At 37.5% G+C, this 11,405-nt stretch carries 14 protein-coding genes and 1 other RNA gene; 6 read left to right on the top strand and 9 right to left on the bottom strand.

The window, feature by feature from the left end; translation table 11 throughout:
• Together ACN0U3_RS04965 and ACN0U3_RS04960 are read left to right on the top strand one after the other, a co-directional pair.
• Nucleotides 1-994: gliding motility-associated C-terminal domain-containing protein (locus ACN0U3_RS04965; RefSeq protein WP_417265367.1), on the top strand; the 994-nt coding region annotated here is incomplete at its 5' end.
• 140 nt (nt 995-1,134) lie between these two features.
• The gene (locus ACN0U3_RS04960) at nt 1,135-1,707 is read left to right on the top strand and encodes a SiaB family protein kinase (protein WP_417265366.1); all 573 of its coding nucleotides are present in this window, start codon (nt 1,135-1,137) and stop codon (nt 1,705-1,707) included.
• Nucleotides 1,708-1,763: 56 nt separating this feature from the next.
• Here ACN0U3_RS04960 and ACN0U3_RS04955 read toward each other — a convergent pair whose 3' ends face one another.
• On the bottom strand, nt 1,764-3,008 hold the full coding sequence (locus tag ACN0U3_RS04955) for a competence/damage-inducible protein A (RefSeq protein WP_417265365.1): 1,245 nt from the start codon (nt 3,006-3,008) through the stop codon (nt 1,764-1,766).
• A 67-nt stretch (nt 3,009-3,075) separates the two neighbouring features.
• On the opposite strand from ACN0U3_RS04955, the gene ACN0U3_RS04950 reads away from it, so the two are divergent.
• Genes ACN0U3_RS04950 through ACN0U3_RS04940 form a run of 3 tightly spaced genes read left to right on the top strand, consistent with a single transcriptional unit; the run spans nt 3,076 to nt 5,494 of the window.
• Nucleotides 3,076-3,822 (top strand): DUF4197 domain-containing protein, encoded by a 747-nt coding sequence (locus ACN0U3_RS04950; RefSeq protein WP_417265364.1) that lies wholly within the window; start codon nt 3,076-3,078, stop codon nt 3,820-3,822.
• A 24-nt stretch (nt 3,823-3,846) separates the two neighbouring features.
• Nucleotides 3,847-4,713, top strand: coding sequence for a nucleoside phosphorylase (locus ACN0U3_RS04945; RefSeq protein WP_299201512.1), 867 nt, complete (start codon nt 3,847-3,849; stop codon nt 4,711-4,713).
• Nucleotides 4,694-5,494 (top strand): hypothetical protein, encoded by an 801-nt coding sequence (locus ACN0U3_RS04940; RefSeq protein ID WP_417265363.1) that lies wholly within the window; start codon nt 4,694-4,696, stop codon nt 5,492-5,494. The genes ACN0U3_RS04945 and ACN0U3_RS04940 overlap by 20 nt, the downstream gene beginning before the upstream one ends.
• 118 nt (nt 5,495-5,612) lie before the next feature.
• Here ACN0U3_RS04940 and ACN0U3_RS04935 read toward each other — a convergent pair whose 3' ends face one another.
• From ACN0U3_RS04935 to ACN0U3_RS04920, 4 genes are all read right to left on the bottom strand, one after another.
• Nucleotides 5,613-5,996: a response regulator gene (locus tag ACN0U3_RS04935; RefSeq protein ID WP_299201518.1), complete on the bottom strand. Its 384-nt coding sequence runs from the start codon at nt 5,994-5,996 to the stop codon at nt 5,613-5,615.
• A gap of 32 nt (nt 5,997-6,028) precedes the next feature.
• Nucleotides 6,029-7,060, bottom strand: coding sequence for a type IX secretion system protein PorQ (gene porQ / locus ACN0U3_RS04930; RefSeq protein ID WP_417265362.1), 1,032 nt, complete (start codon nt 7,058-7,060; stop codon nt 6,029-6,031).
• Nucleotides 7,061-7,119: 59 nt separating this feature from the next.
• Nucleotides 7,120-7,626 (bottom strand): metallophosphoesterase family protein, encoded by a 507-nt coding sequence (locus ACN0U3_RS04925; protein ID WP_299201523.1) that lies wholly within the window; start codon nt 7,624-7,626, stop codon nt 7,120-7,122.
• A gap of 93 nt (nt 7,627-7,719) precedes the next feature.
• Nucleotides 7,720-8,286 (bottom strand): chalcone isomerase family protein, encoded by a 567-nt coding sequence (locus ACN0U3_RS04920; protein ID WP_299201526.1) that lies wholly within the window; start codon nt 8,284-8,286, stop codon nt 7,720-7,722.
• 69 nt (nt 8,287-8,355) lie between these two features.
• On the opposite strand from ACN0U3_RS04920, the gene ACN0U3_RS04915 reads away from it, so the two are divergent.
• A complete protein-coding gene (locus ACN0U3_RS04915) occupies nt 8,356-8,637 on the top strand; it encodes a hypothetical protein (RefSeq protein ID WP_299201529.1) in 282 nt (93 codons plus the stop codon).
• 54 nt (nt 8,638-8,691) lie between these two features.
• On the opposite strand, the gene ACN0U3_RS04910 is transcribed toward ACN0U3_RS04915, so the two are convergent.
• The 4 genes from ACN0U3_RS04910 to rnpB all read right to left on the bottom strand — a co-directional run bounded on the left by ACN0U3_RS04910 (nt 8,692) and on the right by rnpB (nt 11,395).
• On the bottom strand, nt 8,692-9,327 hold the full coding sequence (locus ACN0U3_RS04910; RefSeq protein ID WP_417265361.1) for a hypothetical protein: 636 nt from the start codon (nt 9,325-9,327) through the stop codon (nt 8,692-8,694).
• Between the two features lie 4 nt (nt 9,328-9,331).
• The gene (locus tag ACN0U3_RS04905; RefSeq protein ID WP_417265360.1) at nt 9,332-10,357 is read right to left on the bottom strand and encodes a threonine aldolase family protein; all 1,026 of its coding nucleotides are present in this window, start codon (nt 10,355-10,357) and stop codon (nt 9,332-9,334) included.
• Between the two features lie 3 nt (nt 10,358-10,360).
• Entirely contained in the window at nt 10,361-11,002 is a 642-nt protein-coding gene (locus ACN0U3_RS04900; protein WP_299201538.1) for an O-methyltransferase, read from the bottom strand.
• A gap of 22 nt (nt 11,003-11,024) precedes the next feature.
• Nucleotides 11,025-11,395: RNase P RNA component class A (gene rnpB / locus ACN0U3_RS04895), an RNA gene on the bottom strand.
• Between the last annotated feature and the right edge of the window lie 10 nt (nt 11,396-11,405).

The following is an 11,405-nucleotide window of genomic DNA, read 5'->3' as shown; positions in this document are numbered from 1 at the left end:
GGGTCCAACTTATGATGATTCAGGCATTAATATTACAGCTGCGACTTGTGGTAATAACAATGGAAGTATAACTGGAATCACCACTACAGGAACAGGATTGACTTACGCTTGGTCACCTTCAGGCGCAACAACATTAGATGCAACGAACTTAGCGCCAGGAGCACATACCTTAACCATAACCGATGGGGCAGGTTGTACAGTCACAACGAGTTCATATACAGTTTCAACAAGTCCAAACCCTGTGATTGATGCAAGTAACGCTTCACTAACTGACGCTTCGTGCGCAGGCGGTGACGGAGGCATAACAGGAATCACTCTAACTGGAGGAACAGCACCATTTACATACACTTGGAACGGGACAGTGACACCATCAACAGATTTATTGAATGTAGGTGCAGGAACTTACGTGTTAACCGTAACAGACTTCAATGGTTGTACAGTTACGGCAGGTCCTTACACCATCAATGGAGCGGTTGTCCCAACCATTGATATCACTGTTCCAGATCAGTACATCAATGTTGGAGATGTAGTCAATATTAATACCGTATACACACCATTAAATGGAACATTGGTTTGGAGTCCAAACGAAGGATTGGATTGTACCACATGTGCAGATCCAAATGCAACGCCAAGTGAATCGACAATGTATGTTGTTACGATTACTTCACCTGATGGTTGTACAAGTCAAGACTCTATCTTTATTGAAATTGATGAGCCATGCGGTAAAATTCAGTTACCAACAGTTTTCTCTCCAAATGGAGATGGCTTGAATGATCAATTCTGTGTGATTGGAAATTGTATTTTCTCAATGCAACTTCAAGTCTTCAACCGTTGGGGAGAGAAAATGTTTGAAACCAATGATGTGAATGAATGTTGGGATGGAACCTTTAGAGGCGAATTGGTCAATACAGGGACTTATATTTTTAAATTAAATGGAGTAAGATCAGATGGGTCAAATTTTGAAGAATCAGGTAATATTAATTTAGTCCGATAAAAACACAACTACTAATATCTGTTGTTCGTCTAACAAATAGGACCACTCATTGCTTCAAAGGCACTGGTTGATAATTAACAGGGATTAAGTTTTACAGTCCGTTTTGAATTGAATAGCTTAGTCGTTAAAGAACCAAGATTATGGCCACACAAAAGGAATTACATACCGACGTAAATGGCATTTTTCAAGAATTGCACAGTAAATTCTCAGAACGAGAAGGTGCTTATCTTTTAATGTCCCATTTTGGAGAGTTCTCTCAAGATCTTGTCAATAGTCTTTCTGAAGGTCTGGAGTACATTATGCGGAGTAATAATGCCCCGAAAATATTGACCAAGCGAATGTTTTCTGTTATGATCGAAGGACTGCAGAATATTCGCCTACACGGAGCCAGAAATCATGAAAATAAACAGCTAGGTCATGTGATGATTATGGAAAGCAATGATGAATATACCGTTTCAATTGGGAATGTTGTAGACACAAAAAGCAAAGTTGTTTTAACAAATCATCTCAATATGATCAACAATATGTCGCATCAAGAGGTTAAAGATTATTACATTTCTGTCTTGACCAACGGAGTGACAACAGAAAAAGGAGGAGCAGGTTTAGGATTTGTTACCTTGGCGCTAAAATCTCAATCAACAATCGAATTTGATTTTATTGATTGTGATACAGATCGCTATTATTTTGAGATGTGCATAACACTGAGTCAATAGACTAATTTTTGCAATTAATGCCTCCTAACGAATCCACCGCTCTTATTTCTTTCTTTTTAAGCATCAATTTCCAAAATTACTTTTCTCAAAAGGTTAACAGCATAGAGTTCTGTTTTCTCAATATTTCTACCTCGATGATTTCCAAATAAAAAGTGTTGGGCAACAACTTTCTTAGGCGTTGCAATTGCAATCCAAACTGTTCCTACAGGTTTTTCAAGGCTTCCACCATTAGGGCCAGCAATTCCAGTAACGGCAATAACATAATCAACTCCAAGTTGTTTTTTTCCTCCGATGGCCATAGCTTTAGCGACTTCCTCAGAAACAGCACCGTGTTCTGCTAAAAGTTCTGTGGGTACATGGGCTAGCTTTGCTTTTAAGGCATTAGAATAAGTAATTAATCCACCTTGAAAGAAATCAGAAGAACCAGAATACTGAACAAAAGCATTTGCTATTCCCCCTCCTGTGCAGCTTTCAACAGTTCCCAATGTGGCGTTTTTACTTTTCAATAAGGCACCAACAACCTCAAAGATAGATTCGTCATTCATTCCATACACCAGGTGTGGAAATCGCTTTTTTAATTCATCAAAATAAGCATTGATTTTCTTGGCATCCTTAGGTCCTTTTTCTGAAGTTAGTCTAAGTTTGATTACACCAGGAGAAGGCAAGTAGGCCAAATGTAAACCATCATCATAAATGCGCTTTTCCCAAGTTTCAATTTTTTCAGCCAAATAAGACTCCCCAATTCCTTGAAGCATTAGGGTTTGATAATATTTTCCTTGTACACCAAAAGAAGATTTTAACCTGGGCAATACTTCTTCAGAGATGAGTGTTTTCATTTCATAAGGTACTCCAGGCAATGAAATAATAATTTTTCCGTCCCTTTCAAACCACATTCCTGAAGCTGTCCCATATCGATTGTCTAGAATTAATGCATCTTTTGGTAGCATCGCCTGTTGAATGTTTGAATCCAGCATGACTTTACCTTGATTTTCAAAAAGTTGACGTACGCGTTCTAAGACAGGTTCGTTGAAGACCAACTCGGTATTGAAGTATGAAGTCAGGGTTTCCTTTGTGATGTCATCATTTGTAGGGCCTAAACCTCCTGTAACAATGACTAAATCAGCTTCTTCAAGATAATCGTCTAAGGCACTAACAATAGCTTCTTCTTGATCACAGATTGTGGTAGATTTATACACCGAAATTCCGGCATTTCCAAGTTCACTTCCTAGCCAGGCAAGATTGGTGTTCACTGTTTGACCAATTAAGAGTTCATCTCCGATAGTAATAATCCCTGCTTTCATAAACTTAGCTTATAATTCGAAATAAAAAAGTAAAATTATTCGTAAGTTTGGCAAAAACCAATTGAAAATGAAAAAAGTTATTAAAACTGTATTTATTGGCCTTATGGCATTGTCTATTTCAGGGTGTGATGTTCTTGAAGGGGCGGCTGGAACAATTTTAACAGATTCTTCTGAAGGAAACACTCAACCAAAACTGACCAATCAAGAAGTTATTGCTGGATTAAAAGAAGCTTTAACAATTGGTATTACGAATGCGGTAGATTTAACTTCGGTGACCAATGGGTTTTTAGAAAACAATGAAATTAAACTTCCCTTCCCAGAAAGTGCTAATGCAATGAAAGAAAAAGCCATTGAATGGGGATTGGAAGGACAGGTAGATAAAATTGTAGTGACTTTAAATAGAGCAGCAGAAGACGCTTCCAAAGAAGCAGCTCCAATTTTTATTAATGCCATTAAAAATATGTCTGTAGAAGATGGATTCGCTATTTTACGAGGTGGAGAAGGTGCAGCAACAGAGTTTTTAAGAAAAAACACAACAGATGAGTTGATTGCAGCATTTTCACCTAAAGTGCAAAACTCAATAGAGAAGGTGAAATTGACGGAGTACTGGAGTCCAGTAGCTACGCGATTTAACCAAGCAGCTCCTTTTATCGGACAAGAAAAAGTGGATACAGATTTAAACCGATACGTTACTGAAAGAGCAATCGATGGATTGTTTAACATGGTTGCAAAGGAAGAAAATGAAATTCGTAAAGATCCTGCAGCTCGTGTGACTGACCTTTTAACAAAGGTGTTTGGGTCGCTTTCAAAATAAACGCATAACCAAAAAATATTTTTTATGGCTGATTTTTTGCCTTCGGAACTCGTTATAACTCCAAAAGGTGGGGTTTACCATTTGGACATTTGTCCTGATGACCTTGCACATAAAATTGTTGTGGTTGGTGACCAGGATAGGGTAGAGCTTGTATCTAACTTCTTCGATGAAGTGACCCACAAAAGTCAACACCGTGAGTTTGCTTGTCATACTGGATTGTATAAAGGCAAAAATATTTCTGTTATTTCGACAGGAATTGGAACTGACAATATTGATATCGTCATTAACGAACTGGATGCCTTGGTGAACATCGACCTGAAGACCAGAAATGAAAAAGAGGAAAAAACAGCCCTTGAAATTATTCGTTTAGGAACATGTGGAATTTTACGTGATGAAATTCCTATCGATAGCTTTATTCTTTCAAGTCATGCCTTGGGAATTGACAATGTGGGGCATTTTTATGAAAGAAATGTTGATGCAGAAACCAAAAAACTAGAGGCCGAAATAGAGGAGAAGGTTAAGCTTCCAAAATATGTGAAGCCTTATTTGACTAAAGCTTCTCAATTGCTAAATGATAGATTGTATGCCGATCATATCGAAACAGGAATTACCGTAACGAGTTCTGGATTCTATGGTCCACAAGGCCGACGTTTGCGCTTGCCTTTAGTAGAGGATGGAATGTTGGATTCTTTCAGTGATTTCAAACACGAGGAAGTACGTTTTGCCAATTTGGAAATGGAATGCTCTGCTTTATTTTCATTGTCGACTGCCTTAGGTCACCATGCAACAGCTATCTGTTTAGGATTAGCCAACAGACGTAAGAAAGAATTTACAAGTAATTATGAGACTAAAATTATTGAACTCATCAAATATGTTTTGGATAAAATCTAGAAAGTTATCTCAGGTATCCTTCCTTTTTTCAGCCTTATTGATCTTCGGATGTACCTCTGAAGTAAAGGATGAAGTTGAAGTTCAAACCAAGTCAAATGAATTGACTGAAGAAGAGTTGATGATTCGGCAAGTGGAAAATAGCTTGGGGATTACCGCTGCTGAGAAGTATGATATTCAAATTGAATATAAATACATCAATGCCGATACTTTACAAGATGCCTTGATTTTGGTGAACAGAGCGGAACATGCGTTTCAACGTGCTAAAAATAATGACACAGAAAGGTTTTTTGAAAATACGGGGTATACCGCACCGCATAACCATATTTTTGTAAAACTAGGAGGAGTTAAAAAATTACTTTCTACCGTAGCTATCGGTTCAAATGTAAAATACCCTCTTGAAGCTACTTTCTTGGAGTTAACCTCAAAAGCACATCAAGATTTCTATGTTGACTACCGCATCAGAAACAGCATGCAAAGAGATTATTTTACCGTTAGAAGGAACAATATTTATAAAACCTTTAGTTGTCCTGTTTTTGATAGTGTAGGTGTCGAAAATCCAAGGGTGTATGATATTCAACACCGAGAAAGTTCAGTGAGAATAGCCAAAGACATAGCCTTGTACCATGGAGAGTTTGAAGATTATGAACCAAGCGAAATTGAAGATGTAAACAATTATACGCCAAAAGGAATTATTGGAACAGATAAGCTATTTGTTTACTTTATTTTTGATGATCGAACAATGAAGTATAAAACGCCAATGGGGGTTGCCCAAGAGGAATAATCAGATCAGGTCCAACTTTTGAGACTAATCCCATATTTCTTTATTCAGCCTTTCAATTTTATCATTGTCCAGAAAAATAGGCTTCTTTTTATTTCTTGGAATTGATTTATTTCAACCTTTAATTATTCAACCAAGGACTTAATTCTGTGATTAAATCTTTAATTCTTGATGGCTTTGAAATAAAAGCAGTTGCTCCATTTTTTAAACTCTTTTGAGCATCGTCTGGATTTTTAGAGGTAGAATAAATAATAATGGGAGCATCCTGATAGTCTGGTACCGATCTAAGAAAGTTTAAACAATCAATTCCATTCGCCTTAGGCATGTTCAAATCGATAAAAATGGGGCCGATGCGATGGGCATTTTCAGTTAGGTAAGGTTTTGCTTCTTCAAATCTAGAGAACAATCTTAATTCATAGTCTGGAAAGCTCATATGAATAACAGTTTCGAAAATCAACTGATCATCTTCGTCATCATCAATTAATACACAGATATTCTTGTTCATTTTTTTTGAGTAGTTCTGTTATTGTGGTCGATTTATTTTCTCCACTTATCGAAATCTGTTCTTAATGAAATTAGGTTGTTGAATCCTGCGCTAGAATAAATATACAATCCATAATCTACAGTGAATCTTTTAAAGTTGAGTCCTGCCCCAAAAGAAAATCCACCCATTCCAGGTCTGTTTTGTACCAACATTTCCCTTCTTTGATTATAGTCGAATGCCGCCCTAACACGGACAGCTTTACCGATTAATGTTTCAACTTGGAAAATAAAATGGCGGCCTAACTTTTCACCAAACCCTGCTTTTTCTACTGGAACGAGTTCTCCGGTAAGTGGGTCTGTTGTAGGTTTTGCGTTTGGATCGTTATAAGACAGGTCCCAAGTATTCAAATGATGTGCAACAATTGAAAAACGGAAAGGGGCATGTTCTAATTTGTGAGAAACACCTAGCATAGCTTGAATAGGAAGTGGAGCCCTGGTCTTTTCTGTGTAGGTTGAAAGTTGTACCCCAGCATTTCTAACAATTGCAGAAACTGTTGTTCTTTCGCTTTCACTTCTGTACATCCCCGCTAAATCTATAGAAACTCCCATAGAATTGTAGGATTCTAGTTGAGACCAAATTAAATTAAATGTTGCTCCGATGGAGATGTTCTTATTTAATGTACGCCCAATACTTCCGCCTAATGCAAAGTCCCCCGCTGAAAAAGTTCCAATCTGCTCTCCATTTTCGTCCATGCGGTCCATCTTACCATAAGCAACATACCTTAAGTGAATTGCTCCAGTTCCAATATTTCCAATGTCCTTACCATAGGTAACCATTCCATGATTGATGCCACCAGCCAGTAAAGCTTGATTGAATCCCATAGAGTTGTCCATGTTTGAATTTAAGGCTGCTGGATTTTGAATTCCTATATTGATATCATCATCATAAGCAGTGATGAAAATTCTACCCAAGGCAGCAGCTCTTGCGTTATCAGGTAAGTCAAGAAATGGAAAGGCATTTTTTCCACCCGTTTGCGCCATTAATGTTAATGGTAAAAGACAAAGAATTGTTACTAGTCGTGTCATCTGAATTCAATCAACGCTCGAATTTATGAAAAATTGTAAGTTAGAGGATGAAAAAAGAATTATTTCTCCTTTCCACGTGGACCCAATTCGATGATCTCCATGTTTTTTATTTCTCCCTTGATTAATTCGAAACGAAGTAGGGTTCTCATACTATGAAATCCATGATTGCCACAAGCTCCTGGATTCAACCACAGCATTTTATATCGGGGGTCAAATTTGACCAATAAAATATGCGAATGTCCACAAACAAATAATTGAGGAGCCCCATTTTGTTTCAGTTCTTCTGAAAGTGGTTTGGAGTAGCGGCCAGGTTTACCAGCAATGTGGGTCATCAATACTGAAACTCCTTCTCGTTCAAATCGCTGAAACTCTGGGAATCTTTGCCTTACCGTTGTGTCATCGATGTTGCCATAAACACCCACCAAGGGTTTAAAGGCCTCAAGTTGATCGATGATTTTAGGATCTCCAACGTCTCCAGCATGCCAAATTTCATCGACTTCCTTGAAGTGTTCAAAAATACGCTTGTCAAGTACGCTATGTGTGTCAGACAGTAAACCAATTTTCATAGTTGCAAAGAAACGAAATGAAGGGAGAATAATGAATAAAAAAAGCTTCTGAATATTATAAACAGAAGCTTTTTAAAATGTTAATATGTTCAACTATACTTTTCCAAGCATGGCTTTTTTTACAGAGGCATCAGCTGGAGTTTTACCTAACCAAATTCCCCAAAGTGCTTTTTTGAATTCTAGTCCTTTAGCGCCTCCAAGGTGTTTTCCATTCATATAAACTTCAACACCACTTTCTGGTTTGTAAATTAAAATTACTTCATCTCCTGATTTAAATTCAACGCTGAAAATTTTCATGAAATCTGCAATTTCTTTTTCTGAAGCTTTCCCTTCTGATGATGTTGCAAATCCATCTTTTACTGTTTCTACAAACTTATCACGCGTAACTTTATCTGAAACCAATTTGATGCGAATCGCTGATTCTGCATTTTGATCGATAATGGTTTGTGCATTAGAAGTTCTCTCTGGAACATATAAGGCTGCTACATATAGGTTGAAGAAGTATTTTTGACGCAATCCTGCTCCGTTGTATTCTACAACTTGATCGCTAATTTTCATCTTTGTTGGAAAGGACACACCTGATACTGTAACGTTTTGTGCATTTAAGCTAAAAGACATTACAACTCCGATAAATAAGGCAACAATTAATTTTGATTTCATAGTTTTGATTTTAATGAATAATGTGTATTTTTAAGCAAATCTTATTCCAAATTTACAAATAAAATTATTATGAATAAACTATTTACGCTATTACTCGGAACATCTGTTTTATTTCTTGCTTCATGTGGTGGAGGATGGTCAGACGACAAAAAAGAGTTAATTAAAAATGACTGTATCCTTATTGGTGGTTACGACTGTGATTGTTATGTTGAAAAAGCAGTGGAGACTTTCGAAAATCCTGAAGAATACAATAAGGAGGATTCAGAAGCAAAAGCTAAATTTACTACTGCTATAGCATCTTGTGAAGTTGAAGTAGAAGAGGTAGAGGAAGAGAATTTAGAGTCTTTCTAAGACGTAAGAAATGATACTATAACGTTGTGATGAACAGAAATGTTGATTGCAACGTTATTCCTTAACCACCTTTAATCCATTGTGTATCCATTTTATTCGTCCGTGTGGCGCTTGTTGAAGAATATAATTCCATTTTTCATTTTCTTCTCCAAAAAGGACTTCTTGCCATGATTTTAATTTCAGGTTTTTACTGCTCGATAAGTAAGTAATATTCTGATCACTTACCCAAATGAGAAAAGCTTCTTTGCTTCCGTTTTTTTCTTCATCTAATCTTATGGATCGACAGTCGTTGTTGAAACAATCCAGCCAATTGTAAAAAGCATTTACCGTTTTAACACTGTCTTCAAATTGCCATTCAATTATATGAAAAGGAATACTGTCTTTGATGAAATAGGTTTCTTCCTTGTTTTTATACCCCAAACGATCGGGCATAAATAACATGTTTCTTTCCTTGAGTATATTGTTTTCAGGAAACTCTAATTCAGGAAATAATTGCTGTAAATTTTGTTCAAATAGGGTCAATGACTTGCTTTCAGAAATCAAAGTGTCTTCCTGATATTCATAATTGCCTTGCGCTTGAGGAAGAATGTCTTCGGAAGTTAATATTTCAACATCCTTATCCGAATTACATGATGTTCCCAATAAGGTTAAAATCAGGATTAAAACCCAGCTTTTTATTTGTCCGTTCATTCTATTAAATCTTAATTTTCTTAAGAACGGAAATGGCATAATTAATATTGTCTGTGTTCACATCAAGATGTGTCACCATGCGAATGGTTTGCTCTCCAAAAGCCATAAAATGAAGATCTTTTTCGGCGCACTTTGAAATGAGTTCAGTAAGGTTTACTGTTTTAGAAAGTTGTGCTACAACAATATTGGTTTCTACAGGAAGTACTTTTTCAACCCATGTTAAGTTGTTTAAGGCAGCACCTAATTCTTGGGCGTTTTTATGGTCTTCCCTCAATCTTTCAATGTTGTTTTGTAGTGCATAAAGTCCACCAGCCGCAATAATCCCAGCTTGTCTCATTCCTCCTCCCATTACTTTTCTTGCGCGTCGTGCACGGTGAATAAAGTCTTTTTTACCCAGTAAAACCGAACCTACTGGAGCTCCTAATCCTTTAGATAAGCAAATAGAAATAGAGTCAAATTGTGCTGCGTATGCTTTGGGCGGTACATTGTTTTCTACCAATGCGTTGAATAGTCTAGCTCCGTCGAGATGGAGTGGAAGTTTATTTTCTAGACAAATCTTGCGAATGGCTTTTATTTCATTGAAATCATAAATTGCACCTCCTCCTCGGTTCATGGTGTCTTCTATGGAAACCAGTGTGGTTAGCGGATAATGTGGGTTGTTAGGGTCTTTGATGCCTGCAAGAACGTCTGCAGCGGTAATTCGTCCTCGGTCTCCAGAAAGTAGGTGAGTAGAACTACCGCTATTTTTAGCTATTCCTCCACCTTCGTAAAAATAGATGTGGGCGTCCTTGGAACAAATTACTTCATCGCCTGGCCTACAATGTACATTTATGGCGATTTGATTGGTTTGTGTTCCAGAGGAACAGTAAAGCGCAGCTTCCATTCCGAAGTAATCGGCAGCGAATTGCTCTAATTGATTTACTGTTGGGTCTTCTTGAAAAACGTCATCTCCAACAGGAGCATCCATCATAAAAGCTTTCATTTCTTTTGAAGGCTTTGTCACTGTATCTGAACGAAAATCTGTGTGCATAGTTTATTTTTTACGAATCACCATTAATCCATCGCGAATCGGTAGGAGTACATTTTCAACCCGGTGATCATCTTGAATTTTCTTGTTGAATATTTTTAATGCTTCAGTGTCAACATCATTTTTCTTGGTTGCTTGAATTACTTTTCCAGACCACAAAACATTATCTGCAATGATGATTGCACCTGATGGCAAGTCGTCAATTAATAAGTCGTAATAATTTGAATAGTTGGATTTGTCAGCATCTATAAATACCAAGTCAAAGTTTTTGTCGAGGGTAGGAATGATTTCCATGGCGTCACCTACTTTCATTTCAATTTGATTAGAAAAACCGGCTTTGTTGACATATTCTTTGACCATTTCTTCCAATTCGTAATTGAGATCAATGGTAATGAGTTGCCCTTCTTCTTTTAATCCTTCGGCCAAACAAATTGCAGAATAGCCTGTATAGGTTCCTATTTCTAAAATGCGTTTGGGTTGCATCATTTTACTGAACAAACTTAAGGTTCTACCTTGTAGGTGCCCAGAAAGCATTCGGGGTTGTAACACCTTAATGTGGGTTTGACGGTTTAAGTCGCTTAAGACTTCTGATTCTGGAGAGGTATGTGCATTGACATAATCGTCCAATTTTTCATCTAAAAATTCCATGTACCAAATGTAAGAAAAAAAACAAAAAGGCAAATCATAAGCCGGGTCCTGTACACCATCCGAAGATGGCTGTTTGTCATTTATCTAGTCCAGAAGTCACCCTCTGGATCCATCGACCTACCCTCCAAGTCGAGCGAGCAGCCCTTAAGCCTTGGTTTACATGGTCTTTCAGTCCGTAAGGTTTACCTAGCCAACAATGTCACCATTGCTGCGGTGAGCTCTTACCTCGCCTTTTCACTATGACCTCGAGTGTAACCTCGGGGCTACTTATTTCTGTGGCACTTTCTGTATTCGTCAAACGACGAACCCTTCCCGTTAGGAAGTACGGCGCTCTATACTGCCCAGACTTTCCTCTCTCTCGTTAAACGAGACAGCGACAAACTGATTTGCCTTTTGTGCAAAA

This window comes from Brumimicrobium sp., from assembly GCF_048268645.1.
GTDB classification, from domain to species: domain Bacteria; phylum Bacteroidota; class Bacteroidia; order Flavobacteriales_D; family Crocinitomicaceae; genus Brumimicrobium; species Brumimicrobium ulvae.
This window is presented reverse-complemented; position numbering and strand designations above follow the sequence as displayed.

Excerpts from the sequence above, each read along its gene's own strand:
- ACN0U3_RS04960 (WP_417265366.1), top strand. The coding sequence starts at position 1,135 with ATGGCCACACAAAAGGAATTACATACCGACGTAAATGGCATTTTTCAA.
- ACN0U3_RS04955 (WP_417265365.1), bottom strand. The coding sequence starts at position 3,008 with ATGAAAGCAGGGATTATTACTATCGGAGATGAACTCTTAATTGGTCAA.
- ACN0U3_RS04950 (WP_417265364.1), top strand. The coding sequence starts at position 3,076 with ATGAAAAAAGTTATTAAAACTGTATTTATTGGCCTTATGGCATTGTCT.
- ACN0U3_RS04945 (WP_299201512.1), top strand. The coding sequence starts at position 3,847 with ATGGCTGATTTTTTGCCTTCGGAACTCGTTATAACTCCAAAAGGTGGG.
- ACN0U3_RS04940 (WP_417265363.1), top strand. The coding sequence starts at position 4,694 with ATGTTTTGGATAAAATCTAGAAAGTTATCTCAGGTATCCTTCCTTTTT.
- ACN0U3_RS04935 (WP_299201518.1), bottom strand. The coding sequence starts at position 5,996 with ATGAACAAGAATATCTGTGTATTAATTGATGATGACGAAGATGATCAG.
- porQ (WP_417265362.1), bottom strand. The coding sequence starts at position 7,060 with ATGACACGACTAGTAACAATTCTTTGTCTTTTACCATTAACATTAATG.
- ACN0U3_RS04925 (WP_299201523.1), bottom strand. The coding sequence starts at position 7,626 with ATGAAAATTGGTTTACTGTCTGACACACATAGCGTACTTGACAAGCGT.
- ACN0U3_RS04920 (WP_299201526.1), bottom strand. The coding sequence starts at position 8,286 with ATGAAATCAAAATTAATTGTTGCCTTATTTATCGGAGTTGTAATGTCT.
- ACN0U3_RS04915 (WP_299201529.1), top strand. The coding sequence starts at position 8,356 with ATGAATAAACTATTTACGCTATTACTCGGAACATCTGTTTTATTTCTT.
- ACN0U3_RS04910 (WP_417265361.1), bottom strand. The coding sequence starts at position 9,327 with ATGAACGGACAAATAAAAAGCTGGGTTTTAATCCTGATTTTAACCTTA.
- ACN0U3_RS04905 (WP_417265360.1), bottom strand. The coding sequence starts at position 10,357 with ATGCACACAGATTTTCGTTCAGATACAGTGACAAAGCCTTCAAAAGAA.
- ACN0U3_RS04900 (WP_299201538.1), bottom strand. The coding sequence starts at position 11,002 with ATGGAATTTTTAGATGAAAAATTGGACGATTATGTCAATGCACATACC.